29 protein-coding genes are annotated in these 26,717 nt (G+C 61.4%); 28 read left to right on the top strand and 1 reads right to left on the bottom strand.

The features are described from left to right. Window positions 1-38 precede the first annotated feature (38 nt). Window positions 39-500, top strand: coding sequence for a hypothetical protein (locus Cth01_RS17040; protein ID WP_045839885.1), 462 nt, complete (start codon window positions 39-41; stop codon window positions 498-500). 337 nt (window positions 501-837) lie between these two features. Here Cth01_RS17040 and Cth01_RS24355 read toward each other — a convergent pair whose 3' ends face one another. Next, window positions 838-1,473, bottom strand: coding sequence for a LexA family protein (locus tag Cth01_RS24355; protein WP_045839884.1), 636 nt, complete (start codon window positions 1,471-1,473; stop codon window positions 838-840). Between the two features lie 487 nt (window positions 1,474-1,960). Between Cth01_RS24355 and Cth01_RS17030 the strand changes: the two genes are divergently transcribed. From Cth01_RS17030 to Cth01_RS16905, 27 genes are all read left to right on the top strand, one after another. Further along, window positions 1,961-2,482: a hypothetical protein gene (locus Cth01_RS17030; protein ID WP_045839883.1), complete on the top strand. Its 522-nt coding sequence runs from the start codon at window positions 1,961-1,963 to the stop codon at window positions 2,480-2,482. Beyond that, window positions 2,479-2,787 carry a Tim44 domain-containing protein gene (locus Cth01_RS17025; protein ID WP_045839882.1) on the top strand — a complete coding sequence of 103 codons (309 nt, stop codon included), beginning with the start codon at window positions 2,479-2,481 and terminating at the stop codon, window positions 2,785-2,787. Before Cth01_RS17030 ends, Cth01_RS17025 begins: the two co-directional genes overlap by 4 nt. 77 nt (window positions 2,788-2,864) lie before the next feature. Then, the gene (locus Cth01_RS17020) at window positions 2,865-5,600 is read left to right on the top strand and encodes a VapE domain-containing protein (protein ID WP_045839881.1); all 2,736 of its coding nucleotides are present in this window, start codon (window positions 2,865-2,867) and stop codon (window positions 5,598-5,600) included. A gap of 385 nt (window positions 5,601-5,985) precedes the next feature. After that, window positions 5,986-6,321, top strand: a complete 336-nt coding sequence (locus tag Cth01_RS17015) for a hypothetical protein (RefSeq protein WP_045839975.1) — start codon at window positions 5,986-5,988, stop codon at window positions 6,319-6,321. Between the two features lie 2 nt (window positions 6,322-6,323). Beyond that, the gene (locus Cth01_RS17010) at window positions 6,324-6,749 is read left to right on the top strand and encodes a hypothetical protein (protein WP_045839880.1); all 426 of its coding nucleotides are present in this window, start codon (window positions 6,324-6,326) and stop codon (window positions 6,747-6,749) included. 121 nt (window positions 6,750-6,870) lie between these two features. After that, complete coding sequence (locus Cth01_RS17005) at window positions 6,871-7,275, top strand: HNH endonuclease (RefSeq protein WP_082085682.1); 405 nt, start codon at window positions 6,871-6,873, stop codon at window positions 7,273-7,275. Window positions 7,276-7,372: 97 nt separating this feature from the next. Next, entirely contained in the window at window positions 7,373-7,900 is a 528-nt protein-coding gene (locus Cth01_RS17000) for a P27 family phage terminase small subunit (protein WP_045839879.1), read from the top strand. Window positions 7,901-7,961: 61 nt separating this feature from the next. Beyond that, window positions 7,962-9,674 (top strand): terminase large subunit, encoded by a 1,713-nt coding sequence (locus tag Cth01_RS16995; protein ID WP_233425215.1) that lies wholly within the window; start codon window positions 7,962-7,964, stop codon window positions 9,672-9,674. Next, window positions 9,671-9,853, top strand: coding sequence for a hypothetical protein (locus Cth01_RS16990; protein ID WP_045839877.1), 183 nt, complete (start codon window positions 9,671-9,673; stop codon window positions 9,851-9,853). Before Cth01_RS16995 ends, Cth01_RS16990 begins: the two co-directional genes overlap by 4 nt. Before the next feature lie 9 nt (window positions 9,854-9,862). Further along, the gene (locus Cth01_RS16985) at window positions 9,863-11,146 is read left to right on the top strand and encodes a phage portal protein (protein ID WP_045839876.1); all 1,284 of its coding nucleotides are present in this window, start codon (window positions 9,863-9,865) and stop codon (window positions 11,144-11,146) included. Beyond that, the gene (locus Cth01_RS16980; protein ID WP_045839875.1) at window positions 11,143-12,096 is read left to right on the top strand and encodes a S49 family peptidase; all 954 of its coding nucleotides are present in this window, start codon (window positions 11,143-11,145) and stop codon (window positions 12,094-12,096) included. The genes Cth01_RS16985 and Cth01_RS16980 overlap by 4 nt, the downstream gene beginning before the upstream one ends. A gap of 74 nt (window positions 12,097-12,170) precedes the next feature. Next, window positions 12,171-13,496 (top strand): phage major capsid protein, encoded by a 1,326-nt coding sequence (locus Cth01_RS16975; RefSeq protein ID WP_045839874.1) that lies wholly within the window; start codon window positions 12,171-12,173, stop codon window positions 13,494-13,496. 63 nt (window positions 13,497-13,559) lie between these two features. Next, window positions 13,560-13,853, top strand: coding sequence for a hypothetical protein (locus tag Cth01_RS16970; RefSeq protein WP_045839873.1), 294 nt, complete (start codon window positions 13,560-13,562; stop codon window positions 13,851-13,853). A gap of 2 nt (window positions 13,854-13,855) precedes the next feature. After that, complete coding sequence (locus tag Cth01_RS16965) at window positions 13,856-14,395, top strand: hypothetical protein (protein ID WP_045839872.1); 540 nt, start codon at window positions 13,856-13,858, stop codon at window positions 14,393-14,395. Window positions 14,396-14,402: 7 nt separating this feature from the next. Continuing rightward, window positions 14,403-14,741, top strand: coding sequence for a head-tail adaptor protein (locus tag Cth01_RS16960; RefSeq protein ID WP_045839871.1), 339 nt, complete (start codon window positions 14,403-14,405; stop codon window positions 14,739-14,741). Continuing rightward, complete coding sequence (locus tag Cth01_RS16955; RefSeq protein WP_045839870.1) at window positions 14,734-15,288, top strand: HK97-gp10 family putative phage morphogenesis protein; 555 nt, start codon at window positions 14,734-14,736, stop codon at window positions 15,286-15,288. Before Cth01_RS16960 ends, Cth01_RS16955 begins: the two co-directional genes overlap by 8 nt. Further along, on the top strand, window positions 15,288-15,653 hold the full coding sequence (locus Cth01_RS16950) for a hypothetical protein (RefSeq protein ID WP_045839869.1): 366 nt from the start codon (window positions 15,288-15,290) through the stop codon (window positions 15,651-15,653). The genes Cth01_RS16955 and Cth01_RS16950 overlap by 1 nt, the downstream gene beginning before the upstream one ends. 17 nt (window positions 15,654-15,670) lie before the next feature. Continuing rightward, entirely contained in the window at window positions 15,671-15,895 is a 225-nt protein-coding gene (locus tag Cth01_RS16945; protein WP_045839868.1) for a hypothetical protein, read from the top strand. Window positions 15,896-15,933: 38 nt separating this feature from the next. Then, the gene (locus Cth01_RS16940; protein WP_052703376.1) at window positions 15,934-16,854 is read left to right on the top strand and encodes a phage tail tube protein; all 921 of its coding nucleotides are present in this window, start codon (window positions 15,934-15,936) and stop codon (window positions 16,852-16,854) included. Window positions 16,855-16,937: 83 nt separating this feature from the next. Continuing rightward, complete coding sequence (locus Cth01_RS16935) at window positions 16,938-17,255, top strand: hypothetical protein (protein ID WP_045839866.1); 318 nt, start codon at window positions 16,938-16,940, stop codon at window positions 17,253-17,255. A 68-nt stretch (window positions 17,256-17,323) separates the two neighbouring features. Further along, window positions 17,324-17,662, top strand: coding sequence for a DUF1799 domain-containing protein (locus tag Cth01_RS16930; RefSeq protein ID WP_139032085.1), 339 nt, complete (start codon window positions 17,324-17,326; stop codon window positions 17,660-17,662). Between the two features lie 2 nt (window positions 17,663-17,664). Further along, a complete protein-coding gene (locus Cth01_RS16925; RefSeq protein WP_045839864.1) occupies window positions 17,665-23,043 on the top strand; it encodes a phage tail length tape measure family protein in 5,379 nt (1,792 codons plus the stop codon). Continuing rightward, window positions 23,021-23,905 carry a hypothetical protein gene (locus tag Cth01_RS16920; RefSeq protein WP_045839863.1) on the top strand — a complete coding sequence of 295 codons (885 nt, stop codon included), beginning with the start codon at window positions 23,021-23,023 and terminating at the stop codon, window positions 23,903-23,905. Before Cth01_RS16925 ends, Cth01_RS16920 begins: the two co-directional genes overlap by 23 nt. Next, a complete protein-coding gene (locus Cth01_RS24185; protein WP_045839862.1) occupies window positions 23,902-24,495 on the top strand; it encodes a hypothetical protein in 594 nt (197 codons plus the stop codon). Before Cth01_RS16920 ends, Cth01_RS24185 begins: the two co-directional genes overlap by 4 nt. Next, window positions 24,492-25,712, top strand: coding sequence for a phage head spike fiber domain-containing protein (locus Cth01_RS24550; protein WP_439709461.1), 1,221 nt, complete (start codon window positions 24,492-24,494; stop codon window positions 25,710-25,712). The genes Cth01_RS24185 and Cth01_RS24550 overlap by 4 nt, the downstream gene beginning before the upstream one ends. Further along, entirely contained in the window at window positions 25,709-26,251 is a 543-nt protein-coding gene (locus tag Cth01_RS16910) for a hypothetical protein (protein ID WP_052703374.1), read from the top strand. The genes Cth01_RS24550 and Cth01_RS16910 overlap by 4 nt, the downstream gene beginning before the upstream one ends. Window positions 26,252-26,316: 65 nt before the next feature. Next, window positions 26,317-26,715, top strand: a complete 399-nt coding sequence (locus Cth01_RS16905; protein ID WP_045839861.1) for a hypothetical protein — start codon at window positions 26,317-26,319, stop codon at window positions 26,713-26,715. The last annotated feature ends 2 nt before the right edge of the window (window positions 26,716-26,717 follow it).

Raw genomic sequence — 26,717 nt, 5'->3', positions numbered from 1 at the left:
GTAGGATCAAGGCCGAGTAGAGGTCTTGAGGGGAAAAGATGTTGAGGAATCGAATCGCCGCTTGGTTTGCGGCCGGGGCTGTTGCTGTCTCATTGGCTGCGTGCGGTGACAGCAAGCAGGAGCAGGAGCGTCTGAATCAGTTGGCTATTCAGCGCCTAGAGGAGCAGAAGACTCCTGAACAAAAGGCCGAAGACGCAAAGCGTCTGGCGGATCGCGCCATCGCAGAGGCGGTGGATAAAGCCATGTTCTCTCGCATGTTGAACACAGCCTACGCCATGCGCGCGATAGCGAAGAACCCAAAGTCATTTGAGCTGGTCTCCATCATTCATATCAAGAAGACGGATACCGTATGCCTAGTGTTCCGGGCAACCAACAGCTTCAATGCAGTGGTGACCGAGAGCGTTGCAGCAAACGCAGCAGGCAAGGCCGTTGACTGGAATACCAGCTGCGCAGGTCAGTCCGGTACGGATTGGACCAAACGCGTTCAAGCGAGTCTGTGAGCTTGGCCTACATGCACCAACCGCCCTTGAGGCGGTTTTTTTTTGTGCCCGAAGAAAAGCCCGCATAGCCCGTGGCAAGTAAGAGAGGGAGGGAGGAGAAGAACCACGGGCGCGGCACAAACCTAAGCGCTTTGGCCGGGTTGGCAAAGCGCTTAGGTTTGCCCTGCACGGGGCAGGGCAAGGCACCAAAGGGTGCCGTATGTGCTCAGCAGGTTTTTAACGACCGGGGCTGGCCCGGTCGATGCCGTGGAGCCCACAACTCACGCGAGTTGCGGGGTGGACTTTAGCTCACTAAAGTTTAGTTTGCAAGCTGGCTAAATTAATTTCTTAAGTGTGCTCAACGAAAGCGACGCTCAACTGCTCTCACTACTCCAACGATTTTCATGTCCGAGGTGAAGGTCTTCATGGGATAACGTTCGTTGAGAGGCTTGAGATACCAATCCGCGCCGTCCTTCACAAGTTGCTTGAATGTGGATTCTTCACTGCCGTTCTTGGCGATCACAAAATCGTTGGGCAGAGGCTCTAGATCTGGCTCAACGATGATGACCATGCCTTCTTTGAAGTCTGGCTCCATCGAGTCGCCTTCAACTCGCAGGGCGAATGTGTATTGCCTGACTGGGACGGCAGTCGGGATCTGCTCTGCATCACTTGCCATCGGGGAATAGTTGTTCACTAACTCTTTGGGGTTGCCTGCTTGGACGCTAGAAAGAAGGGGCACGGTGCCGCCCATGTTGGGGCCTAGCGCCACATTGGAAGCTTCTGCAGCGAGCCGTGGTCCATTGCCTGTGGCAAGCCATACGGCACTGAAGCCGGTAACGGCTTGGATGCCGGCTGCTGAATCGGACTTCAACTCCTTGGTATCGCCGCTGAGCCATTGCGTCACTGCGCTTTGGGACTTTTTCGCGGCTTTAGCGATCTCTGTGCGAGTGAACCCCGCGTCTATGAGTGCCTGGATGCGATCTTTAAGGGCCATGGATTAATTAAGCCACCTAAACACTTTAGGCTGCTTTCGTTTGTGACTTGAGTGTGCTAAAGTCAGCGGCATGGAAAAGTCTCATGCGTTTGAACTGTTGGGTGGTACAGCCGCGTCAGTCGCGCGCGAGTGCCGGATTACACCGTCTGCGGTATCGCAATGGCCTGATGAGCTGTCTAAGGATCAGGTTGACCGCGTTCAAGCGGCGCTGTGGCGTAAGCACGTTGCTGCGATGAGCCATGTCGGCGCTCAGCCTTCGCAGGAGTCGGCCCTTGGTTGACTGCCTGACCTTCACCCACCGCCCAGATCGGAGCTGCACAGCTGCCGGGCGTTTTGTCTCCTCGCTCCATCAAGGTGCTGCACACGCAGGAAGGTGTGTGCGGCTTGTTGTGCTGCGGGCGGTGGGCTTTTCTATTCATGGACGCAGTGTCGTTGCTGCGGTCGCGGGCCGAAAGCCTGAAATTTTTCTGTTTCAAGGGGGTGGGCGATGACCTGCTATCTGTCTCCCAATGCATGGCGCGATGTGCTCTACAACGCGGTGCGCAACACCCCCGGTGGCGTATCAGCCGCTGCCACCTTTCTGACCGTGCGCCGTGGTCGCAGCATTCACACCGAGACCCTGCGCGCCCGTCTGCGTGGCGTGGATGGCGAGTGGATCAATCTGGAGATGCTGGAGCTGCTGACGGAATGGATGCAGGAATGCCGCGAGCCCAGCGCCCTCAAGTGGCTGAGCATGCTGAACCAGCAATACGGCATGGTGGCTATGACCTTGCCCCCGGCTCCTCCTGGTGGCTGGCCCTGCGAGGCCGAAGCCATTCAGAAGAAGTTGCTGCAGCTGGGCGTTGAGGGTGGGTCTTTGACCGCCCTGGGCATGCGCGTCACCGAGGACAAGCGCGTGGAGCCGGCTGAGGCCGAGCAGATGTGCGCCCAGATCATGGGCGAGGTTGAGCTGCTTCTGCGCTTGCACCGCAATGTGCGCCGCGCTGCCGGCCTGGAGGTGGATCAATGAGGCCCGCAGGAGAAATCAGCCTTGCCATCGAGCAGACCGTGCAGCAGCTGTGGACGCCCGAGCGCGCCCCGACCCTGGCAGAGATTGCCGCCCATTTGATGGCTTCGGCACCCGTGGCCTTCAAGGCGATTCGTCAGACGGTCGGAAACATGAAGCGCTACGGCCGCCTAGTGCAGGTGCGCGAGCGCAAGGTGCCTGGCCGCAACCGCCCTGCAGCGGAATACGGCCGCCCGCAAACAGATTCAAACGACGCCGCGAACGATGCGGTTTTTGGGCTTTCGCAAGCTCTGCAACTCTGGGGGTAATGAATGGTTTTGGCACACGCTGCCGGTGTTAGGGACGCCGGCGTGTTCTTCTGTTTTCTCATGCTTGGAGGTGCCGCATGAAAGAGCACCGCGAAGAACTGCCGCCGCTCAAGTTTCGGGCGCTGGCCGATGCATTGCTGGATCAGATCGATACGCTGGTCGGGGCATGGTTGTCTGGGGGTAAGAGGGAGGGGCACGAGTGGAAGTGCGCCGACCGAAATGGCGGCGCCGGCCGCAGCTTCAGTGTGTGCTTGTCCGGGAAGAAGGCTGGCTATTGGTCCGACTTCAATTCGAAGGAATCCGGCAAGGATTTGCTGAGCCTGTACGCAGAAATCAACGATTTGACGATGGTGCAGGCCACGTTGGAGCTTGCGCGCGATCTTGGCCTTGAGGATGTGGCTGGTGTGGTGAAGACGGCCAGCGGTGCTGCTGTGGCACCACCAGCAAAGCCACGCCCGGCGCCTGCACCCAAGCCCCAGAAAGATAAAGAAAACTGGACTTCAGTGTGGCCTGTGCCTTCCATCGCGTCCAAGCCCACATTTGCGCATTACCACCGCAAGCCGGAGGATCTGCAGAACACGGCCGAATACCGCGACGGCGCTGAGCTGCTGGGCTATGTGCTGCGATTCGGCACCAGCGACGGCGGCAAAGATACGCTGCCCTATACCTTTGCAAAGTCAGACCGCGATGGCAGCATGGGCTGGAAGTGGCGCACCTGGGACGAGCCCCGGCCGCTGTATTTCCCTGGCGGCACACGCCCGGGTGAGCGCACGGTCATCCTGGTTGAGGGCGAGGTCAAGGCCCAGGTGCTGCAGGCCTTGCTGGATGCGTGCGCCCCCGGCATCTACTGCGTGGTGTCCTGGCCGGGCGGCTGCAAGGCCTGGGCCAAGGCCATGTGGGAATGGCTGGCTGGCTGCACGGTGCTGCTGTGGCCTGACTGTGATGCCCACCGAGAGAAGCTGACCAAGGCCGAGCAGGCCACGGTAAAGGGTGACCAGGAAGCCAAGGCTGCACTTGAAGCCAGCAAGCCATTGCTGCCTGCAGAGAAGCAGCCCGGCATGAAGGCGATGCTGGATATTGGCGGTGCGCTGCTGGCTGACCATGGCTGCAAGGTGCAACTGCTGCCCATTCCCGCCCCTGGTGAGAAGCCCAGCGGCTGGGACTGCAAGGACGCCATCGCCGATGAAGGCTGGACGGGCGAGGATGTTCTGGCCTTCTTCGGCCGCGCGCAGCCTTTGCCGGTTGTGGACGCGCCTGCAGACGCGCCCGCTCAGGCTGACGCTCCTGCACCAGCGGGCGGCAGCGGTGGCAAGCCGCCAAAAAACAATGATCCCGTTGGCACGGGCGGCACTGATGATGACGATTTTGACGACGATATGGTCAAGATCGGCGGCTATTTGGTGCCGAGCTGGATGTCGTACTACTACGACAGCGAGAAGTCGCGCTGGAATGTCTCGCGCAAGTTTGTGATTCGCTGCCTGGAGCGCCTGCCGGACATCAAGGATGTGCTGGGCTTTGATGAGCTGCGCAATACGGTGCAGTGCCGCAAGGCCTGGCCATGGCCTTATGCCAAGCCCGGCGAGGTGCGCAATGCCGACTCTCTGCTGCTGGGCAAGTGGCTGACCGATACCTATGGGCTGCCGAGCATCAGCAAGGCCGCGCTGGAAGAGGGCATGTTGACGGTCGCGGCCACGCGCCGCTATCACCCGATCAGGGACTATCTGACGGGCCTGAAGTGGGATGGCAAGCCGCGCGTGGATAACTGGCTGGTGCATGTGCTGGGCGATAAGCCTGACACGATCAAGCCCGCGCTGTTTGAGTACCTGGGCCTGGTTGGCCGGTTCTGGCTGCTGGGCATGGTCTACCGCGTGATGGAGCCAGGCTGCAAGTTTGACTATTGCCCTGTGCTTGAGGGCAGCGGTGGCTTGCGCAAGTCCACCCTGGTGGAGACGCTGGCGACCAGCGAATACTTCAGCGATACCCCGTTTGAAGTGGGCAAGGGCAAGGAAGCGCAGGAGCAGGTGCAAGGCCTGTGGCTGTATGAGATTGCCGAGCTGACCCATTTCAGCAAGTCAGAGGTGGGCGCGATCAAGGCCTTTATCTCGGCCAAGGTGGACCGTTACCGGGTGGCCTATGGCACGACGGTCGAGTCGTTCCCGCGTCAGTGCGTGCTGGTGGGCACCACCAATGAGGACACGTACCTGCGCGACCGCACGGGCAACCGGCGCTTCTGGCCGATCCCGGTCAAGCGTCAGATCAATACCGAGTTCGTGGCCAAGTACCGCGAGCAACTGCTTGCCGAGGCTTTTGCCCGCTATCTGCAGGGTGAGGCTTACACGCCCACGGGCGACCAGGAAGAACGCCTGTTCAAGCCGATGCAGGAGAGCCGCCTGGTGGAAACCGCCGTCGATGGCGAGCTGCTGCAGGTGCTGACTCGGGCACCGATGCAGAACGGCATCCAGAGCGTGGTCAATCACCTGGCCGACTTTGTGACGCTACCGCAGTTGGTGCAAGCATTGGGTGCAGACCCGGCCAAGGCGCCGCCTGGACTGCAGGGGCAGATTACCAGCTGGCTCAAGCATGAGGGCTGGGAGCGCAAGCGTAGCAGCGTGGCGCCGAGGCCTTGGGGTTATGTGCGGCCCGCGAACTGGCCGCCGGAATCGCGTGTGGGTGGTTTGGATGAGCAGGCGCCAGCGGTGGCTCCGGGTGTGGCCGAGGCTGTGGAGGACGTGACGTTTGTAGCGCCGCCTCTGCCGCCCGAGTTTGCGCCTGACCACGCAGTGCCTTGGGGCGGGGACGATGCGCCCTTCTGATTACCAATCTTTTCAATGGAGGGCAGCGCCTGAATCGCGCTGCACTGCCTACGTGGCTGGAGGCGTGATTCGCGTCCACGTAGTGGCTATGGCAATGGTGTGCCAGGCCTGCGGTGCAGTGGCGGGGACGGCCTGCTTTGGTGTGCCTATCGGCTGATGTCTGTCCATGTCCACGATGTCCATGCGTTTTGCATGGACCTCACCAGATACCCCTTCTCCTGGTTTCCAGGGTTGAGGCCGCTGCATTGCCGAATGGTTGTGGTGTCCTGGTGTCTGCGGAGTTGGACTTGCGGGCGGGCACAGGCCGATGCGTTAGGGGTGCAGGTGCGCGTGCGCGTGGCTTGCAGGCGGGTTCTCTGAACTCTATATATAAAGGGTGGACAGAATGGACAAAGGGACAACAGATCAGAAAGTGAGCAGTCAGTGGTCAGAACATGAGCGTTGGTTGATCACACAGGGGCAGCATCGAATCAAGGCCAAGATGCCCGAGGTGTACAAGACGATCCTGCGCTATGCCGAGAAGGACAAGGCTGTGTGGGGCATCGTGCGTATGGGCCTGACTGGGCGGCCCGACTTCTTTTGGGCATGCGAGGGCGGCGAGGTGGTCGGTGCGCCCTTCACGCGCTTTGCTCGGGCGGTTGAGGTGTCGCGTCTGATGGCTCGCTTTGGTTGTGCACACGTGTGCATGATCGCCGGCCACGGTGATCTGGGGGGCTCCTGACCATGGCGCGGATCGAGCACATCAAGCGCCGCCTGGACAACTGGGCATTGTGGCGGGCACGGAGAGACAACAATGGTCTCGGCTTCCCATCGCAGAACATCCTGGCCGTGTGGGGTGCCAGCGTTGAGCAGCCGCAGAAGAACCGCGAGTCGGTCATGCCGGTGCTGCACCTGGAGGCGGAGGAGACGGACAAGGCGGTGGAGTCGCTGAAGGGCGGCAAGTCCCACCTGTATGAGACGCTGCACTGCATCTATGTCCGTGACCTGGGCGTGACGGGCACCGCCCGCCAGATTGGCCGCGCCCCGTCAACAGTGCATGCGCAACTGGATGCTGCAGACCGTGCCATTGATGCCTGGCTGGTGGCACTTGCTCAGGATAAAGAGCGCAGACGCTCCCATGCGCAGCTCCAAGGGAGTTTTACAACATAGAGAGTTGCAGTACATTTGCGGCAAGCTAGTGCTCGGTGCCCCTAACCGCTGAGTCCTTGCCGGGAACCCCGCCAGTTTGCGCTGTGCGGGGTTTTCTTTTGTCCTCCCCCTCGGAGCAACTATGAGCAACGCCAGCAAACGGGCGCATGACGACCGGCGCGGCAGCTCGCACTCGCGCGGCTACAACTACGCCTGGCAACAGGCCCGCGATCAGTTCCTGCGTGACAACCCGCTGTGTGCAGAGCACGCGAAGCAGGGAGAAGTGGAGCCAGCATCTGTGGTTGACCACATCGAAGCGCCGCGACTGCGCGAGGCCAGGGAGTCGGGAGATCCGGCCCGCCTGGCTGCAGCTCAGCAGTTGTTCTGGAGCCGGTCCAACTGGCAGCCCTTGTGCAAGCACTGCCATGACTCGGTGAAGCAGCGGGCCGAAAAGTCCGGTCGGGTGCCTGGATGCGACCCCTCGGGCCGCCCCTCAGACCCGTTTCACCCATGGAACCGACGCCGACCCGAGGGGGAGGGGGGGTGAAAAATTCGACCCTTTGAAGGTTCGAGACCGACAGCCCCTCTCCGTTCGCAAAATGCGGGAAATATGGGGAGGGGGGGTATCAAGTCAGGAGGCCTGTATGGCTGGAAATGCAAACTCTGGCCGCAGCGCCAAACCCTCTTTTCTGCACCTCGCAGGCGGAAATGCCAGCAAAAAAAACGCGGCTGACCTGCTCCGCGAAGTGGAGGCCCAGACGGTCGCATCGAGCGAGCCGCCGATGCCGGAATTCCTCAGCCCGGCCGCACAGGATGAGTGGCGCCGCGTGGTGGTCGATCTGCTCACGCTGGGCTGGGTGCATCAGCTGGACATGATGGCCCTTGCCTCCTACTGCGAGGCCGTGGCCGACTGGCGCCGCTTCCGTGAATTGATCGCAAAGAAGAACCTGGCAGATCCAGAAAGCGGCGATGTGCAGACCTACGCCACGGGCGCAAGGCAGATCAGCGTCTGGCGCCAGTTGGCAAACGACGCGGAAAAGCGCGCGAACGCCGCCGGCGCGCTGTTCGGTATGTCGCCCCTGGCCCGGCGAAACATGAAATCTGCGCCGCTGCCGCAAGGGGAGTTGTTCGGTAATGACGAAAAGGACGCCGTTAAGCGCTACTTCAGCTGATTGCCGCGTCCTTAAATTCGCGCGCCGCGTGCTGCAGGGGCGCATCATCGCAGGCCCACTGGTGCGCGCTGCATGCAAGCGCCATCTCAGTGACCTCAAGTCCGGTCACAAGCGCGGCCTGGTGTGGAGCCAGGATGCAGCAGACCGCGCCATCGGCTACTTTGAGGATGTCCTCAAACTCAATGGCGGCGACTACGAAGGCAAGCCCTTCCTGCTGGCGCCCTGGCAGGCCTTCATCGTAGGCAGCTTGTACGGCTGGTTCATGGATGACGGGCAGCGCCGTTTCCGCGTGGTCTACATCGAGACGGGCAAAGGCTCGGGCAAAAGCCCGTTGGTGGCGGGCATCGGCCTGTATGGTCTGACGGCTGACTCTGAGCAGCGGGCGGAAATCTACGCTGCAGCGACGAAGAAAGACCAGGCGCAGATCCTGTTTCGTGATGCGGTGGCCATGGTCAACCAGTCGCCCGACCTTGCCTCTCGCCTGGTGCAGTCGGGTCGGGATGAGAAGGTCTGGAACCTGTTCTACGCGAACACGAACAGTTTCTTCAAGACCATCTCTGCAGACGAGGGCAGCTCTGGTCCTCGCCCTCATGTAGGCCTGATTGACGAGGTGCACGAGCACAAGACCGCGACAGTCATTGACATGATGGTTGCTGGCACAAAGAGCCGCCGGCGGGCCATGGTGATCATGATCACCAACAGCGGCAGCGACAAGAACACGCCCTGCGGTCGGTATCACGACTACGGTGCAGACGTGTGCACGGGCAAGGCGCAGGATGATCGGTTCTTCGGCTTCATCTGCTCGCTCGATAAGGGCGACGACCCGATCAAGGATGAGCGCTGCTGGCCCAAGGTCAATCCGTCGCTGCGATATCGCCTGCCAGGTCAGCGCGAAGGCATTCCAGGCTATGCCTACCTGCGGGCGCAGGTGCAGAGCGCAAGGGGCATGCCGTCGCTGCAGGCCAAGGTGCTGCGCCTGAACTTCTGCGTGTGGACGCAGGCCGAGTCGCCATGGATCGACTGGGAGATATGGACGGCAGCAGAAGAGAAGTTTCCGCTGAAGCTACTCAGGAATCGTAGGGCAGTGGGCGGCCTGGACTTGTCCAGCACCACCGACCTGACGGCCTTTGTATTGCTGTTCTTCCCGACCATTGAAGACCCCTGCTGGCGGCTGATGGCCTATTTCTGGATACCGGATCACGACCTGGATGCCAGGGAGAAAAAGGATCGCGTCCCCTATAGGGAGTGGATCGAAAAGCGCTGGCTGGAGACTACGCCAGGCAGAGCAGTCAGCAAGCTGTTTGTGCTGCGGCGTTTGAAAGCCATCTGCGAATACTTCGCCGGGGTGGAAAAGATCGCCTACGACCGTTGGCGCATTGCCGACCTGCTGCAGCTCATGGCTGACAACAACATCACGCTGCCAGCCATGGAAGGCTTCGGCCAGGGCTACCAGTCCATGGGGCCTGCCGTCGATGAGTTTGAACGCCGTCTTCTGGGTGCACCAGAGCTTGTCGCAGATGAGTCGGGCGAGGAGCAGATCCCGGAGCAGGACGCTGATATCGAACGGCTGATGCATGACGGCAATCCGGTGCTGACCTGGAATGCGGCAAATGCCGTGGTGACTCATGACCCGGCCAACAACCGAAAGGTGGACAAGTCCAAGGCCATCGGCCGAATTGACGGCATCGTCGCCTCGGTCATGGCTTGCGGTATCAGCGGGAAGGGCTCCCAGTTGGGCGGACCTTCCATTTACGAATCAGGAGTGCGGATATGAAGCTGCGGATTCTCTCGTTTGTGTTTGGAGTGCTCGGCTTCGCCCTCCTGGTTGGTGGGCTGGCTCTGTGGAGCATTCCGGTGGCGCTGTGCGTGGCCGGGGTCGGTCTGTTGTTGTATGCGCTGCTGCTGGATAAGGCCGCAGCCGCATTGATCGCCAAGGGCGATGCCCAAAAGTAAAGGATCGCCATGTTTTTCTCTTCGCTGCTTGGCGGTGGTGGCACCGGCGACTTGGTCGACAGCAAAGGCGGTTTCTGGAACGGCTTTCTGGGATCGGTCGGGGTGAGCGCCTCCGGTGTGCGTGTCACGCCTGAATCTGCGTTGGCCCTGCCCATCTTGCAGAACTGCGTCACGCTGCTGGCTGAGAGCTTGGCCTCTTGCCCGGCTGAGCTGTATGAGCGCCTCGACGATGGGGGGCGGGTCGCTGCCACTGATCATCCGCTCTACAACGTCCTGCGCAGCAAGCCCAACGACTTCCAGACTCCCTACGAACGGGTGGAACTGTCGCAGATGGCCGCAGGTCTGCGCGGCAACAGTTATTCCTTCATCGACCGTGACGATCACGGCCAGGTCAAGGCACTTTGGCCTTTGGATTCATCCAAGGTCACAGTGCTGAAGGGGCCGGATCTACTGCCCTATTACCAGGTGGCCGGCGCCGGTGCACCGCTGCCCATGCGCCTGGTGCACCACGTTCGCTGGCACAGCCATAACGGCTATCTGGGGCTGTCGCCCATTCAGCTGCACGCCGATGCCATTGGCCTTGCGCAGACAGTACGGACATTTGCGGGAAAGTCTTTTGCCAACGGAGCCAGTCTGTCGGGCGTCATTGAGCGGCCCAAGGAGATGAGGGCCATCACTGACCAGGCCACCATCGACGGGATCATCAACCAGTGGGGCAGCAAATTTAGCGGTGCAGACAATGCTCGGAAAGTGGCGCTGCTGCAGGAGGGCATGACCTTCAAGGCGGTTTCACTGTCCAACGTCGATGCCGAGATGATCTCCATGCTCAAGACATCGGGCGTGGATGTGGCTCGGATCTACAAGATCCCGCTGCCCATGGTCAACGACCTGGAGAAGGCCAACTACAACACCATTGAACAGCTGCTGATCCATTTCGTGGTGTTCGCGCTGTTGCCTTGGGCCAAGCGGCACGAGGGCGCAATGATGCGCGACTTTCTGCTTGATAAGGAGCGGGGGCGCTACTTCATCGAGTTCAACCTGTCCGGCCTCATGCGGGGCGATCAAAAAAGCCGCTACGAGGCCTACGCCATCGGGCGGCAGTGGGGCTGGCTGTCGGTCAACGACATTCGGCGCCTGGAAAACATGCCGCCCATCGGTGGAGGGGATACCTACCTGCAGCCGCTGAACATGGTGGATGCCAGCAAGGGCACTCCGGATCTCAACAACCCTCAAGTGCGCGCCCAGCTGGTGAACCAGCAGCGTGAAATTGAAAAACTACTGGCACCGCAATGAAGAGCTATCTCCGTGCAGCCGGGCTGCTGTTCAATCAGCCCCTTCTCGCCACGCCCGACACGGTCGAAATGGCCGTGCGCTGGGCCAATCAGACCATGGGCCTGAACATCATCAACCTGCCAGGCCCGACCGAGCCGCGCATGTGGCACGACGATGACGACTATTCAGCTGCGCTGGCCAGGCAGGAGGCCGAGCGCCGGGCGGTCGTTGAGTCCACGGGCGTGGAAGTGATCGCTGTGCATGGCCTGCTGGTCAGCCGTGGCGCACACATGAACGTCTGCGAGACCATGACCAGCTATGAAGGGCTGCGCAGCGAACTGCGCCGTGCGGTGGCTGATCCCAAGGTGGAGCGCATCGTCCTGGACATCGACAGCCCCGGCGGTTCTGCCACGGGTGCTTTTGAGCTGGCCTCGGATCTGCGGGCCATGAGTCGGCAAAAGCCCATCACGGGCATCGTCAACTTCCAGGCCTTTAGCGGTGGCTACCTGATTGGGGCGGCTTGTTCGGAGCTGGTGGTCAGCCGCACCAGCGGCGTGGGCAGCATCGGCGTGATTGCCAAGCATATGGACCGCTCTGTGATGGAGGAGCGGGCCGGCGTCAAAGTGACCACGGTCTACGCTGGTGCCCACAAGAATGACCTCTCGCCGCATGAACCCCTCACGGAGCAGTCTCTGCAGTACTTGCAGGGACTGGTCAATGAAGGCTATGCAATGTTCGTCGATGCGATTGCGGAATATCGCGGGCTGAGCCCCGATGCCGTGCGCGCCACGGAGGCCGGGGTCTATCGAGGTCAAGCGGCAATCAGCCTGGGCCTGGCCGACCGCCTGGAAGCGCCGACCGACGCTCTCGACAACATCACCCGCGCTATCGCCGTGACACGGGCCAACCGCCCCAGCGGCAGTCGGCTCTCTGTACGCGCTGCAGCTGCTGCAGCACAAGTTCAACTCTGACGCGTTCGCGGCAGATCCCCCGGCCCGCAGGCAATCGCCGTGCGGGCTTTTTTATTGCCTCAAGGAAGCAAACCATGTCTCTCGTGACTCAACTCCGCAGCGAACGCGCCCAGCTCAATACCCAGCTGCAGGCCTTGGCCAAGAAGGAAGCCGACGGCGCAACCCTCTCGGCCGAAGAACTGCAACAGTTCACATCCCTGGAAAGCCAGATGGCTGACCTGACCGCAAAAATTACCCGTGCCGAATCGGCAGAGCGCCTGGCAGCCTCGGCGGCGGTGCCGGTCACTGAATCTGGCCGTGGCATTGCATCCCCTCCAGCTGCTGCACCCCATATCACGGTCCACGACAACGCGCCCGCCGGCACTCGTGTCGCGCAGATGGCTCGCATGATCGCTCAGGCTCAAGGCAACCAGATGCAGGCTGCCGAGCTGGCCCGCCAAGGCGGTTTGGACGAGGGCGTGGTCATGGCGCTGTCCACAACCACTCCCGGAGCTGGCGGGGTGCTCATCCCTGAAAACATGGCCCGCGAGGTCATTGAATCGCTGCGCCCGGTATCCATCCTGCGCAGCTTCGGTGTGAAGACATTGCCGTTGATCAACGGCAACATGGGACTGCCTCGCGTCAAGGGCAACACCTCGGTGGGCTATATCGGCATGGATACCGACATTCCCGTGACTGGCATGACCTTTGAGGACCTGAAGCTCCAGGCCAAGAAGCTGGCGGCTCTGGTGCCTATCAGCAATGACCTGCTCAAGTTCCAGGGCGTCAATCCGCAAGTGGACGCGATTGTTGTGGATGATCTTTTTACAAGCGTTGGCTTGTATGAAGACATCACCTTCATCCGTTCCAACGGTAACGGCGGGCTCACCCCTAAAGGTCTGCGCTACTGGGCGCCGGCCTTCAACGTGGTGGCCGCACCGGCGGGTGCAACCATGGCGGAAATCGATGCCTTCTGCGGCAGCCTGATGCTTCGCGTGGAGCTGGCGAACGCCAAGCTGGCTAGCTGTGGCTGGATGATGAATCCGCGTACCGTCCGCTTCCTGCAGACGGTTCGTGATGGAAACGGCAACCTGGCCTATCCCGAGATCAATGAAGGCCGTTTCAAGGGCTACCCCTACAAGCTGTCCACGCAGATCCCGATCAACCTGGGGGCGGGTGGTGACGAATCCGAAATCTACTTCGGTGACTACTCCGATTGCTACATCGGTGAAACCGGGCAGCTCGCTCTGGCCTATAGCACCGAAGCCTCTTACAAGGACGCCAACGGTGACACCGTCAGCGCCTTCCAACGTGACCAGACTTTGGTGCGCGTGATCAATCACAACGACTTCGGTCCCCGTCACGTCGAATCCATCGCCGTGGGCACTGCCGTGAAGTGGGGCAAGGAGATGCTGGCCTAAGCATCTTCGCCTCTCCCGCCTGGTAGCAACTGGGCGGAGGTTCAACCTCAAGGAATATTCATCATGAGCAAAGATAAAAAAGTCGCTGTGACGTTCAAGAAGCCCTGGCGTGGCTACAACAAGGGCGAGGTGGCCGGTTTCGATGAGGAAACGGCTACATCCCTGGTCGATGCCGGCCTGGCCGATTCGCAGACTCAAGCCAAGCCCGCGCGCGGAAAGCAGAATGCGGCAGAAGGCGGAGGCGAAAAGACTCCCGCGACTAAGACCGCAGATGGCAAGGGCACCGGCGATGGCGGCGACAGGTCCCCTGATGGCAGCGGCGCCGGCACTGGTGGCTCTGACGACGACCGGCCCTGATCATGGCGCGCCGCATTCGATACAGCGGCGATCCAGTGCTGACCGTCCAGGATGTGGTGGCCTGGGTCCGTGATGACCTGGCCAACGTCGAGGAGGCGCTGATCCGCGATCTGATCATTCCCACGGTCACAACTCAATGTGAGACCGAAACGGGGGCTGCGATACGCCAGGCTGAGTATGTGGAGGACTGGCCTGCGGGCCTGCTGAGCCGTGCGCTCGATGTGGGTCAGGCCGTTGAAGTGCTGGAGGTGAAGTCTCTTGCTTCAGGCGGCCAGGTACTTTCGCCGGCTCAGTACAGCCTGCAGGTAGGTCAGCGGGTCAGCCATCTAACCCTGGCTGGTGGTGGCGGTCCTGTACGCATCAAATACAAGGCTGGCGTGGACTTCGACGCTTACCCATCGGTCAAGACCTGGATGCTGCTCCAGGCCGGGACATTGTTTCAGCAGCGCGAGTCCCTGATTACAGGAACCATCGTGGCTGAGTTGCCGCTGAAGTTCATCGGCAGCATGCTGGCCGACATCACCGTCCCGCCGCGCTTCTGAGGTGCCTATGCTGAAAGCTGGAAAGTTCAACTGTCGCATAGACATTGAGGCGCCTACGTTCACAAAAGGCACCTCGGGCGGAGTCAAGGCCGCCTGGGCGTCAGTCGCATCGCAGGTCTGGGCCACGCGCACCAGCAAAAGCGGGTTTGAGCGCGCGGGCACTTCTGCTGGTGGTGAGGTCGCTGTCGCCCGAGAGGAGTTCTTTCTCTACTGGCGGCCTGGCATTACCGCAGAGATGCGGGTCGTTCTGAATGGCCAGATCTTCAACATCAAACATGTCAATCCAGTTGTGGATCGTCGGCGTGCTTTGCTCCTGACTTGTGAAAGCGGTCTGAACAATGGCTAAAACCGAAACCCTCGGCATTGGCGAGATGCGGGCCGAGTTCACGAGAGTGCGCACTGACATGCAAAAGCGTGTTGCGCGCAAGGTGGTGGTGGCAGGCGGGCGTGTGCTCAAGGCTGAGGCGATTGCGATTGCCACGGCCAACGGCTCCAAGGTCTCCGGCGACATGATCAAGAACATCGCCATCAAGCGTGAATCCAAGGCGCCACAAGGCACTGAGCAAATTCACCTGGGTGTGCGTCATGGCCGGGAGCAGACCAAGAAGGTGCGCAGCCAGGGCAAGAAAACCCTGGCTGTGAATGGCCAGGGTCGAGTCGTCACGCGCCGCGATAACGATCCCTACTACTGGCGCTTTGTGGAGCTGGGTCACAAGATCGTTCCTCGGCGCAGTGCCAGCGGCAGTAGGTCGATCCGCAAGCGGCGCAAGGAGGCAGTTGCTCATGTGGAGCCCAAGCCTTTCATTCGGCCTGCTCTGGAGCGCAAGCGCACTCAAGCCATCGACGCCATGGGCAAGGCGGTGGTGCAGGAAGTGCTCAAGGGGGGCAGTTGATGCCGACCATTCACGAAACCATTACTGCAGCCCTGCAGGATGTGCCCAACAGCTGGGCCATTGAGCTGCCGCCCCGGCCCCAGTTCCCTGCGGTGGTCTTCAATGTGGAGACCATCCCGGAGGATTCCTGGTGCATGGGCGGTGGCTACGACCAGCACACGGTCCAGATCGTGGCCCTGGCCGACACGCTGGAGGAGCTGGATGCATTGATGCCGACCTCGCCCGCTGCCGGCCCGATCCGAGCCGCCATGGAAGCCCTGGACAGCTTCCAGTACGAGGACTCTAGCGGCGATGCCGTCTATGAGCCCGACCCCAAGAAGTATGGGCGCCACGTCACGGTGGTGCTGCGTACACCTCGCTACTGAAACTCTCTCAAATCACCATGAGCACTAAAGAAAAGACTGCGCCCAAGGCTGCGCAGGGTGTGCACACGTCTGCACAAACCAAGCCCGAGAAGCCCGCCGAGCACAAACCCAGTGCACCGCTTCCCGTGGATGAGTTCCACGGCAAAGCCGGTTGCTTTGTGCGTGACCCAGTTACCGGCGAGCGCAAGCCCGATCCGGCGGCCGAAGTGCAGGCGCCTGCCGCCGAGCCCTCGGCTGAATGATTCAACTGAAGAAAGGTTAGATCACCATGGCAAAGTCTATGAAAAAGATGCTGCTGCTGGCGGCCGTGCAGACGGTGGTCGGCACGGCAGTGGTTCCCACTGCTGCAGCCAATGCCGTTCTGGTGCGTGGCTTCACCCCGGAGCCCATTGCGGCAGAGCAAGTCTCCCGCGACCTGATCCGCCCCTACAAGGGCAACAGCGGCAAGCTCACGGTGGGCGAGCACCGCAAATTCAGCTTTGAAGTGGAGCTGGCCGGCAGCGGCACCGCTGGCACGGCGCCGGCCTGGGCACCGATCCTCATGGCCTGCGGCTTCTCCCAGACCATCACGGCTGGCACGGACGTGCGCTATTCGCCCGTGAGCGAGGGCGAGCCCGTCATGACCATGTATGGCTACGTGGACGGCACGCTCTTCAAGATGGAGGACGCGCGGGGCACTGTCACCTTTGAGCTGAACGCCAAGGGCATCCCCGTGATGAAGTTTGAATTCCTGGGCACTTATTCCCCGGCCTCCGAGGTGGCGATGCCCACGGGCGTGGACTACACCAAGTTCAAGCAGCCGTTCACGGTGGGCAAGAAGAACACGCCCACGCTGGAGATCCACGGGCACGCAGCCTGCACCAGCGCATTCAGCGTCAACTGGGCCAACCAGCTGGCCTGGCGCGAGCTGATCAACTGCGCGGGCACCTCCAGCGCTGACCGTCAGCCCACTGGCTCCATCACCATGGAGTTCCCCAAGGTCACGACCAAGGACTGGGCAGAGATTGTGCGCACCAGCGTGGGAGGCCCGCTCAACATCGTGCACGGCACCACCGCCGGCAACATCGTTGAGCTGCAGATGCCGTTCATCCAGCCCGGCCCGTTCACGCTGCAGGACGATGCATCCAACGTGATGATGACCCTGCCTTTCGACGTCAACCCAGTGGTGGGCAATGACGAGCTGGTGGTCATCGTTCGCTGACCGCTTCCACCTTTCATCACCCCACAAGGGCCGCAACTGCTGCGGCCCTTTTTCTTTTCTCGTTTGATTTCAGGAGATACCCCATGTTTGAACTGGCCCGCAAGGAAACCTTCAAGGAAAAAGTCACCGTCCAAGTCAAGACCGACAGCGGCTGGCGCGAAGAGCACTTCATCGGCATCTTCAAGCGCGTGGACGATGACCGTCAGCGCGAACTCGCCAGCATGAACTTCAAGGACGTGGTGGATGAAGTCCTGATTGGCTGGGAAATGCAGGACATGGAGCGCAAGCCGGTCGAGTTCACTCCCGAAAACTTGGCGGCCTTCAAGTCTCTGCCAGGTGCAGCCCGCGAAGCTGTGCTGGCCTTCATGGGCGCCAACAGCGGTGCCAAGCAAAAAAACTGATCGAGGCCGCGCGCTGGTGGGCTGGGCTTCGTCAGGTCCAGCCTGACCCCTGGGCGGTGGATGAATCGGTGCTGGAGGCTATGCGCGCCTTTGGCGCACCCGCCGAGGACATCGAGCGCGCGGCCCGTCTGATCGAGGACGGCGGCAAGCCCGCCGAGCCCGCAGCCTTTGAGGTCCATCACGACAACCTGCGCAGCGTGCGCGCCTGGCTGGGCATCAGCACCCAGTGGCAGTTTGCCGGCATGGCTGGTGTGCGTGTTGGCCTCAACTACGCCGGCGTGCTGGCCTGGTTGCAGATCCACGTGCGGCCCCGCCTTCGGCGCGCGGTCATGAGTGACATCGAACTAATGGAGCGCGCTGCCCTGCAGGCGCTCAACGAGATCCGCGAGGCGGAAGAGCAGGAGTAGCTATGTCGGCACTGGGTTCGCTGGTCGTCAAGCTCGCGCTGGAGTATGCGCAGTTCACGCAGGGCCTCGATAAGAACGAGCAGGCCGCGCTGAAGAACGCCAAGAATGTGCAGGACGCCTACGATAAGATGGCGGGCGCCGTGGAGGACCGCTACAAGTCCGTCAAGGAAAGCATCGCCAACACGGTGGGCGGCATCATCTCTGTGGCAGGGCTGCTGGCTGCGGCCGCCAAGGTCCGCGAAGAAACCATCAATGCAGAGAAAGAGCAGGCCCAGCTCGCGGCCGCGCTCAAGTCCACGGGCGAGGCTGCCGGCTGGAGCCAGGACCGGCTCAACGACATGGCGGACGCCATGGAGAAGGCCACGACCTATTCGGCGGGCGAGGTCAACCAGGCGCAGGCGCGTCTGCTGGCCTATGTGAATATCACGGGCGAGCAGGTTCCCCGTGCCATCCGGGCAGCCATGGACATGGGCACCCGGCTGGAAATGAACCTCAACCAGTCCATGGAGACGGTGGCCAAGGCGCTGGACAAGCCCAGCACGGGCATGCAGTCACTGCAGCGCCAGGGCTTCAAGTTCACTGAGTCTCAGATCGAAATGGCCAAGGCGCTGGAAAACAGCGGCCGCCTGGCCGATGCGCAGGCCATTGTGTTTGCAGAGCTGGAAAGCTCCTATGGCGGTGCTGCTGAGGCGGCCCGCGATACCTTGGGCGGTGCACTCACTGCGGTGGGCAACACCATCAACAGTCTGATGACTGCGGACAGTGCCAGCCTGCCGGCTCTGCGTCAGAGCGTGGAAGACCTCAACACCACGCTGCAGTCCGAAGGTACGCGCGCTGCATTCCAGACCTTCACTGGCTGGGTGGTCGGGGTCGGTGGTGCTGCGGTACGCGCTGCGGCCAATCTGGTCACGTTCCTGAATATCGTTCGCAATGCAGATCCGCAGGCGAAGGCAAATCAGAGCGCCAACACGCTGCAGGCGCGCAGCCGCTACCTGCTCAGTCAGGCGGACCTATTCACCCAACTGAGCGAAGCGGAGCCGAGTAACGAAAACTACAAGCGGCACCTTGCCGCCGTGCGTTCTGAGCTGAACCAGGTATCGGCCTCGATGACGGCCACCTCAGAACAGCTCAAGGGCTTGTCTGGCTCCACGAACACGCTGGCTCAGGAGACCAAGGGCGCCACTCAGGAGACTGCCAAGCAGGCCACCGTGGTGGGCCTGACTGATACCTATCTGAAGAAATACGGCAGCAGCGCGCAGAAGGCCGCGATTGAGATTGCCGAATGGAAAAGCAAGCTGGGCGCTGCCTTCACCCCCGAGATGGAGGCCAAGATCCGCGAGGCCTATGCCAAGCAGGATGCCGGGGCCAGGGGCGCTGCGCAGTCCGTCAAGCAGCTGCAGACGGCCTATGACAACATGGCCAAGGGCCTGGACGAAAAGATCGCCAGCCAGCGCCTGGAGCTGGCCACCTCTGAAAAGCTCACTGACTCGGCCAAGCTGCGTATCAAGTATGAGCAGGAGTTGAAGGGCTCGCTGGCTGGTTTGAGCCAGGTGCAGCGCGACAGCCTGGACACTCGCCTCAAGACCCTTGCAGCGCTGGAGGAGGAGATCGAGGCGCAGCAAAAGCTCGCCAAGCTGGCCGAGGAGGAGAGGGCTTACCGGCAGCAGTGGTGGGGCGACCAGGCCAAGACCGTGGAAGAGCTGGTGGCCGGCAACAAGGCCCTGCGCGAGGAAATGGAGCTGGTTGGACTCAACGCCATCCAGCAGGGCGAAGTGCTGCGCCTGCGTGCACAGGCGGTGCTGCTGACCAAGGAGCAAACGCTTGCGGAGCTGGAGCGCAACTCGCTGCTGACGGGCACCATGACGCGGGAGCAGATCGCGCTGCAGCAGGAGATCGAGCTGCTGCGTGAACGTCTGGCGCTCACTTCCTTGAAGTCGGCTCACGAGGCCAGCGCAGCAGCGGCCGAGGCCAGTCTGCAGGAGTGGCAGGTGGGCGTTGACCAGGTCACGCAAAGCCTGTCAGATCAACTGATGGCGGGCGGGCGCGGCTTTGGTGACTATCTCAAGAACCTGGCGCGCACGCTGCTGTTCAAGCCGATCATTCAGGCCATCGTGCAGCCGGTCGCCGGCGGCGTGACTTCCATGCTGGGCCTGAATGCGGCGCAGAGCAGCAGCAATGCCATGGGCTTGCTCAGCAATGGGCGCAGCCTGCTCAGCGGGTCGTCTGCGATCTTCTCGGACTTCGGCGGCTACCTGTCGAACACCATGTATGAGTGGGGCGGCAAGCTCTTCAGCATGGGCGCGGACACCATCGGCAACGGCGCGTACAAGATTGCCGATGCGCTGGCAGGCGCGGCCGACACCATCAACGTGGCCGGCAATGTTCTGGGCTACGGCAAGGCGCTGCTGGATCTGACCAAGGGCAACTATGGCGGCGCCATCGGCACGGCCGTGGGCACGTGGTTCGGTGGTCCAGTTGGCGCATTTATTGGTTCCACGCTGGGCAACCTGGTGGGCGGCTCCATCTTCGGCGGCAAGGTCTCCAAGCGCGGCGAGGGCATTGACGGTCAGCTGGGCGGCGAACTTCGCACCTATGCGGATTACAAAAAGTCGGGCGGCTGGTTTGGCTCCAACAAGTATTGGACCGACTATGGCGCGATGGAGGGCAATGCCCAGATTCAGACCACCTTTGCAGCACTGCAGACCAGCATCACCCAGCAGGCCAAGGTGCTCGGCGTCTCTGCAGACGCCGTCGCTACCTACACCCGCAAGATCCGCTTCTCCACCGAGGGGTTGTCTGGCGACCAGGTGGCAGCGCGGCTGCAGGAGGAGATGGCTGCGGCCGGCGATGAAATGGCGGCTCTGGTGCTGGGCACCGCGCAGTACACCAAGGCAGGCGAGACGGCCACTGCAACTCTGCAGCGCCTCACTGGCAGCCTGGGCGTGGTCAACACCACGCTGGAGGTCACACGGGGTAAGCTGTTTGACGTGGGCCTGGCTGGTGCGAACATGGCCAGCGACCTGGTGGACCGCTTCGGCGGCCTGGATGCCTATATCTCTGCCAGCGAGGCCTATTACCAGGCCTACTACACGCAGGCCGAGCGGGCGAACCAGAGCACCGACGCCATGCGCAAGCAGCTGGAGGCCCTGGGCCTGTCGCTGCCGCAGTCGCGCGAGCAGTTCCGCCAGTTGGTGGGCAGCCTGGATCTGACCACGGCCAGCGGCCGCGAGGCCTATGCCACGCTGATCAAGATGGCGCCCCAGTTCGATGAGACGGCCACCATGCTGGACGAACTGGCGCGCGCTGCTGCGGCCGATCTGATCGCCACCTACACCAAGGCGGCGGCAGTGGCGCCAGGCATGAAGATCGCGCAGGACGCCATGGCGGCCGTGGTCACGCAGTCGGATCGGTTTGCAGGCAGTGTCTCGACCATCAACAAGATCCTGGGGGACTCCTCCAGCGGTGTGCTGGTGTTCGGGGACCGTGTGCAGACCGTGACCTCGGCACTCGACCCGGCGCAGCTCGCTGTGCAGCGCTTGCGTGCCGAGATCATGGACATGCAGGCCTCGGCCTCGGGGACGGTGGTGGACATCGACGGGCTCGCCAAGGCGCTGGAAGGGGTGGACGTTCGCTCGTTCTCTGCCACGGTGGTGGGGGTGTTCGATCTCATCGCCAACCGCATACGCAGCAACCTGGCAGACATTGCCAGCGAGCGCGAGGCGGTGCGTGAGGCGGCCATCAGCATCATCGCGCCGCGTGCCATGACGCCGGCGCAGATCCGCGAGCAGATCAAGGCTCAAACCGTGGCCTTGCCTAATCAGAACGGCATTGCGGCCGCACAGGCGGCGCTTGCCAAGGCCGATACCTTGGTCAAGAAGCGCGAGGCCGAATGGTCTGCGGCCGTTGCCAACAACGCCAACCGCTCGCCGGGTCTGTACAACTCGGCTGCCCAGCTGGAGGCGCAGCGCGGCAACGCGGCGCGCAGCTTTGTAGCTACATATCTGCGCTTTGGCAACGTGCAGGATGGCGTAAAGGGCGAGTCTGTGCCTGGAAGCTTGGCGGGGCTGGCTGTCTACAACGATACCCAGGCCAACATGCTGGCCAAGATGCAGAACCTGCCAACGTCTGAGATTCAGGCGTTTGCAGATCAACTGGCGCGTTTGGGGTCGTCTGGTCTGCGAGGCGATCTGGGAAGCACCCAGACCTATCTCAGCTACATGGAGGCATACAACAAGGCGGTGGCATCCGAGGGCGCCAACCTGGCCAAGGCGGCAAGTCTGCGAGAGCAGGCTGCAGCGCTGGCAACCAAGGCCACTACGGCAGAGCAGGCCCTGGCTGCAGCCCGTGCGCAGCAGTCCGCCGCAACCGGCAACGCTCAAAAGGCGCAGCTGGACTATGTGGCGGCCCTGCAGAAGTACAGCATGGACAGCGGCAAGGCCGTCTCCAACCTCAGCAAGCTGCGGGAAGAGACGGTGGCCTGGTATCAAAGCCAGGCGCAACTGGCCCAGACCATGGGAGACAGCGCCTCTGGCCTGCGTCAAACCGTGGCCGATGTGCGCTTCGGAATGCTGGACACGCCTGCTCAGTTCGCCAACTTGCAGGAGCGTTTCAACGTCGCCTACAGCATGGCCATGTCCACCTCCGGGGAGACGCTGGCTGGCTACGGCAACGAACTGAATTCGCTGCTCAATCCGCTGCTGCAGAAGGCGCAGGAGGCGGGGCTATCCAGCTCCGAATACAGCAGCCTGGTGCAAACCATGCTGGCCCGCGCCGAGGCAGTGGCCAATCGCCTGGATAAGGAGGCGCCCAAGAACTACCAGGAAGAAAGCCTGGGCCTGCTGGGCCAGATCGACAGCACGCTGGCCGCCCTGGAGGCTGGTGCCAAAAGCACCGAGCAACTGATGGTAGAGGCAATCAAGGCTGGCACCGACACCACGCGGGATGGGCTTCGGGCCGTGATCGCGGTGTTGCGGGGACAGGCGGTTCCTGCATTTGCCGAGGGCGGTTTGCACGCCGGCGGCCTGCGTCTCGTGGGCGAGCGCGGCCGTGAGCTGGAAGTGACCGGGGCGGCCCGGTACTACAGCGCAGAGCAAACCGCTCGCTTGCTGGCCGGGGCTCAGCCGCCCGTGGTCGCGCAACTGGTGCATAGCCCTGGTGTGGATCTGCGGCCGCTGGTCGATGAGGTGAAGCAGCTGCGGCGCGATGTCACGGGTCTGCTGCAAAGGGTGGGCGGCGCCACGGAGGCCGTCGCCGTCAATACAGGTCGGTTGCAGCGCAACGTAGACCGCATCACTGTGGAGGGAATGCCTGTGCGCAATGTTGAAAACGAGCACCTTGCGGTGCTGGTGGAGGCTGCTGATGCTGCTGATTCGGCCAACTAAGCTCACGCCGGCCATGGTGACGGCCAGTAGTGCAGGGGTTGCGGACCCCGACTATGCGGCCGACACCAGCTATGCGTTGAACAGTCGGGTGTATTTGCCGGCCAATGGGAAGACCTACGAATGCGTGCAGGCCCCTGCGCTGGACAAGTACCCGCCGACCGAGCCGCTGTACTGGAAGGTGGCGGCGCCGTCTAACCGTTGGTCCATGTTCGATGGGGAACCCAGCACCTCAACCACTACGGCCGGAGATCTCACTACCACGGTGGTGGTTCCCGGCCGTATCAATGCGGTTGCGCTGTTCGGTCTGGTCGGCTCGCGCCTGCAGATTACCCAGCGCAGCGTCGCCAACACTGTGCTGGCGACCTTCGATAAGGAACTGGTCCGACCGCCTGCCAGTTGGTACGGGTATTTCTACCGCACCAGCGAGCAGATCCCCGATGCGGTGTTTACCGGCCTGGTGCCATCTACTGGCTCCAGGCTGGAAATCACCATCAAGGGGCCGGCCGCTTGTGCCGCCATTGTCGTGGGCAACCAGTTTGACCTGGGCAACGCCAAGCTGGGTGCCAACACTTCAATCGTTGACTACAGCAAGAAGGCCACCAGCGCAGAAGGTGTGCAGAGCTTTGAGCCGGGCCGCTTCAGCCGCCGCATGTCGGTGGTCCTGGAGCAGCCTGGTGAACGCTATCCAGCGGTGCAGCGCGAGCTGGAGAAGGTGCGCGCAACGCCCTGCGTATGGCTTGGGGTGCCTGACGTGGAGCGCTACAGCCCCATGACGATCTATGGCTTCTACCGGGATTTTTCCCTGGAGGTGGCCTATACGACGACGAACCTGTGTTCGCTTGAAATTGAAAGTCTCACATGACGCTGATTCCACAACTACCGCCACCGCCGCAGTCAACGGACCCTGCAAACTTTGACCCGAGAGCCGATGCCTTTCTGTTGGCTCTGGTTTTATTTTCGGAGGCTGCAAACCAGCAGGCTGCGGAAAACAACCAGGCAGCGGCCTTGGCTGCGGGCTCTCGTGAAGCAGCTGCTGCATCTGCAGCCAGCTCTAAGAATGCCTCTGACCTGGCTGCTGCCGCAGCTGCGGCTGCGAGGTTCGATCCTGCGTCGAGCTATGGGGCAGGCAACTTGGCATGGAGTCCGGTTACGGGCTTGATCTACCGGCGCATGGTCGCGGGAAGGTCCACTTTAGATCCAAGCGCGGATAAAGCCAATTGGATCGAGGTGATGAATATGCCTGTAGGTGTAGCTCCCAACCAGGTGCCAATAGGTCAACAGTTGGGGGCATTGGCATTCATGGATGTGGTCGGCGTGACGGTTGTTCGTCGTCACCCGCTTGATAGTAAGCCAGGCGACATCTGGCGTGAGTGGGTCAGCGACAGCACCACGACGATCAAATTTCACGGGTTTGACGGCGTAGTCCGTACCCGTACGGAGGCTTGGACATGAGCATTGTTGAGAACTATCCTGATTTGCGCCCTAGTCTTTTAATCGACTTTGCCAATAGCGGCCGTGTGCATCCCTTGGTCCAATGCCTGCGAGCCAGTGCCGCAACATGCTTTGGCTCAGATGGTCGCTTGCGTACTGTTGCCAACAATGTGCCGCGGATTGATCATGATCCTGCCACCGGCCGATGCGTTGGTATGCGTGTCGAGGCTGCTCGTACCAACCGCTTGCTCCGTTCGACAGATATGTCCAGCTCACCGAATTGGACGGGGAGCTCAGGCCATGAATGCACGCTTGCACCGGCGGATGCTCCTTTGCCTTGGCGGGTTGCTACCTCCGGTCTAGTTTCTTCCTCTGGCTGGATACAGTCTCTGGATATCCCTGCTGGTGTGGTTACTGCGTCAGTGGAGTGTGCTCGTGGAGATCGTGACAAAGCCCGGTTCGGAGTCACTTTTGGCGCTGATTTTTCATGGGTTCAAATAGACTTTGTCACAGGTACAGTGAGCATTGGCGCTAACGCTACTCTGGTGCCAATTCTGTCAATCGGAGCTCGACCAACTTCTGTAGGTTATCGGGTTTGGATGACTTTCACGTCTCCTGGCGGGGCTGCGGCCTTCCGTGTGTATGCTGGCTCTGAGGTGGGCGTCTCTGTCGGGTACACCTACTATGGATATCCGCAGGTAGAGGATGGCTCTTACCCGACATCCTTCATTCCTACGACGACTACTGCTGCGACCCGTGCAGCCGAAGCTATATCGCTCACTCCACAGGCGCTACAGCTTGGAGCAGAGTTCACCGTGTTGCAGGAGATCAGGCCATCGCGCAATTTGCCGTCCTCTGGGCAACAAACCCTCGGCATATCGCTCTATTCCTCTGATACCAACCGCATGCGCGTTATGCGGTCGCAGTCAGGGGCAATCTTCCTGAGTCACCGCTTGTCAGAAGCCGCAACCATGGACTTGGTATTCCCATCTCCATCTACAGCGGAAGAGATTGCGGTAGCCATGTCGGTCTCGCGCAGTGGACTGGCAGCATGTCTGGGTGGTGGTGCTGTGGTCTCGCGCGCGCGCTCCGGTGCAGCTTTCGGGGCTACGCCAGAGATGACGTTTGGGTCTTACCGATTAACCAGTCCGCTTGATCCGTTTGACGGACATTTGCGCCGCGTCGTTCTCTATAACCGTGCATTGACCGATGCCCAACTGAGGAGGCTTACAGCATGATGGTCTATCTGAAGTTCGCAGATGAGACGGCTGCACGCTTGGCCCTTGCGCCCTGGATCGTGGATGGCTTACTACCCGCTTATATCGGTCTTGCAGCTGTTGATGTAGTTGGTGCTGTTCAATGTCCGACATGCAACACTGTTGAAACGCCAGATGGCAGTGTTCATGAGATGGCGCCCGTTCCTGGATGGCATATCAATTTGTCCGAGCGTGTAGCCGAATTGCAGCAGTTCGAGATATCGGCTCCCGCAACCCCTACGCGCACCTTTGCTGGTAGCGATGATCCTGCGCCCCCAGCATTCCCTGTGTTTGTCGGCAACGCCAAACTAGACCACTTCACAAGGGCAGAGCAACTTGCGGTCGTGCAGGCCACGATGACTGACGCATTGGTCAAGCTGATGTACGACCGTCTGCTCGCCGCTGCTTATTTGACCTATGCGGATCCCGAGACACAGCAAGGACTGTCATTGCTGGTCAGCAAAGGCTTGCTGACACCAGAGCGCAAAGAAGAAATTGTGGCCGCGATGCAGCCGCGTTGACAGCGATTCAAACCCACCAAGCCCGCCCTGTGCGGGCTTTTTTTCTGCCCGAGGGAGGGCAACAGATGGCAGAACCTTCATCGACCGCGACGGCAGTGACCATCATCGGCGCCGCCGTCTCCACACAAGCGCTCACGGCTTTTGGGGTGCCGCTTGGGCTACGTGCTGACGTACTGCTCGCCGGCTTTCTGGGCAGCCTGATCGCAATCATTTTGCTGAACACAGTGCCAGGCAGCAACGACACCTTGAGGGACATGGTGCGCTTGGCTTTTCGCCGCATGGCCGTGGCTGGAGCCAGTTCCCTGACGGCGGGTTACCTCACGCCGCTGGTGCTACTTGTGGCCAACGTGCCTGAGTCCGTCCTGCTGTCGATGGCTTGCATTGTCGGGGCTGGCGCGCAGAGCTTTCTGCGGTCGTTCATTGGCAAGTACCTGCCCAAGCAGGGCCAAGCGGAAGGGGGCTGACC

Origin of the sequence: Comamonas thiooxydans, assembly GCF_000964545.1 — a bacterium.
In the GTDB taxonomy this organism is placed as follows: domain Bacteria; phylum Pseudomonadota; class Gammaproteobacteria; order Burkholderiales; family Burkholderiaceae_C; genus Comamonas; species Comamonas thiooxydans.
This window is presented reverse-complemented; position numbering and strand designations above follow the sequence as displayed.

Excerpts from the sequence above, each read along its gene's own strand:
- Cth01_RS16920 (WP_045839863.1), top strand. The coding sequence starts at position 23,021 with ATGCTGCTGATTCGGCCAACTAAGCTCACGCCGGCCATGGTGACGGCC.
- Cth01_RS24185 (WP_045839862.1), top strand. The coding sequence starts at position 23,902 with ATGACGCTGATTCCACAACTACCGCCACCGCCGCAGTCAACGGACCCT.
- Cth01_RS24355 (WP_045839884.1), bottom strand. The coding sequence starts at position 1,473 with ATGGCCCTTAAAGATCGCATCCAGGCACTCATAGACGCGGGGTTCACT.
- Cth01_RS16970 (WP_045839873.1), top strand. The coding sequence starts at position 13,560 with ATGAGCAAAGATAAAAAAGTCGCTGTGACGTTCAAGAAGCCCTGGCGT.
- Cth01_RS16950 (WP_045839869.1), top strand. The coding sequence starts at position 15,288 with ATGCCGACCATTCACGAAACCATTACTGCAGCCCTGCAGGATGTGCCC.
- Cth01_RS16910 (WP_052703374.1), top strand. The coding sequence starts at position 25,709 with ATGATGGTCTATCTGAAGTTCGCAGATGAGACGGCTGCACGCTTGGCC.
- Cth01_RS16985 (WP_045839876.1), top strand. The coding sequence starts at position 9,863 with ATGTTTTTCTCTTCGCTGCTTGGCGGTGGTGGCACCGGCGACTTGGTC.
- Cth01_RS16940 (WP_052703376.1), top strand. The coding sequence starts at position 15,934 with ATGAAAAAGATGCTGCTGCTGGCGGCCGTGCAGACGGTGGTCGGCACG.
- Cth01_RS17040 (WP_045839885.1), top strand. The coding sequence starts at position 39 with ATGTTGAGGAATCGAATCGCCGCTTGGTTTGCGGCCGGGGCTGTTGCT.
- Cth01_RS16955 (WP_045839870.1), top strand. The coding sequence starts at position 14,734 with ATGGCTAAAACCGAAACCCTCGGCATTGGCGAGATGCGGGCCGAGTTC.
- Cth01_RS17015 (WP_045839975.1), top strand. The coding sequence starts at position 5,986 with ATGGACAAAGGGACAACAGATCAGAAAGTGAGCAGTCAGTGGTCAGAA.
- Cth01_RS16905 (WP_045839861.1), top strand. The coding sequence starts at position 26,317 with ATGGCAGAACCTTCATCGACCGCGACGGCAGTGACCATCATCGGCGCC.
- Cth01_RS24550 (WP_439709461.1), top strand. The coding sequence starts at position 24,492 with ATGAGCATTGTTGAGAACTATCCTGATTTGCGCCCTAGTCTTTTAATC.
- Cth01_RS16935 (WP_045839866.1), top strand. The coding sequence starts at position 16,938 with ATGTTTGAACTGGCCCGCAAGGAAACCTTCAAGGAAAAAGTCACCGTC.
- Cth01_RS16945 (WP_045839868.1), top strand. The coding sequence starts at position 15,671 with ATGAGCACTAAAGAAAAGACTGCGCCCAAGGCTGCGCAGGGTGTGCAC.
- Cth01_RS16960 (WP_045839871.1), top strand. The coding sequence starts at position 14,403 with ATGCTGAAAGCTGGAAAGTTCAACTGTCGCATAGACATTGAGGCGCCT.
- Cth01_RS16925 (WP_045839864.1), top strand. The coding sequence starts at position 17,665 with ATGTCGGCACTGGGTTCGCTGGTCGTCAAGCTCGCGCTGGAGTATGCG.
- Cth01_RS17030 (WP_045839883.1), top strand. The coding sequence starts at position 1,961 with ATGACCTGCTATCTGTCTCCCAATGCATGGCGCGATGTGCTCTACAAC.
- Cth01_RS16965 (WP_045839872.1), top strand. The coding sequence starts at position 13,856 with ATGGCGCGCCGCATTCGATACAGCGGCGATCCAGTGCTGACCGTCCAG.
- Cth01_RS16975 (WP_045839874.1), top strand. The coding sequence starts at position 12,171 with ATGTCTCTCGTGACTCAACTCCGCAGCGAACGCGCCCAGCTCAATACC.
- Cth01_RS16990 (WP_045839877.1), top strand. The coding sequence starts at position 9,671 with ATGAAGCTGCGGATTCTCTCGTTTGTGTTTGGAGTGCTCGGCTTCGCC.
- Cth01_RS17020 (WP_045839881.1), top strand. The coding sequence starts at position 2,865 with ATGAAAGAGCACCGCGAAGAACTGCCGCCGCTCAAGTTTCGGGCGCTG.
- Cth01_RS16980 (WP_045839875.1), top strand. The coding sequence starts at position 11,143 with ATGAAGAGCTATCTCCGTGCAGCCGGGCTGCTGTTCAATCAGCCCCTT.
- Cth01_RS17010 (WP_045839880.1), top strand. The coding sequence starts at position 6,324 with ATGGCGCGGATCGAGCACATCAAGCGCCGCCTGGACAACTGGGCATTG.
- Cth01_RS17000 (WP_045839879.1), top strand. The coding sequence starts at position 7,373 with ATGGCTGGAAATGCAAACTCTGGCCGCAGCGCCAAACCCTCTTTTCTG.
- Cth01_RS17025 (WP_045839882.1), top strand. The coding sequence starts at position 2,479 with ATGAGGCCCGCAGGAGAAATCAGCCTTGCCATCGAGCAGACCGTGCAG.
- Cth01_RS17005 (WP_082085682.1), top strand. The coding sequence starts at position 6,871 with ATGAGCAACGCCAGCAAACGGGCGCATGACGACCGGCGCGGCAGCTCG.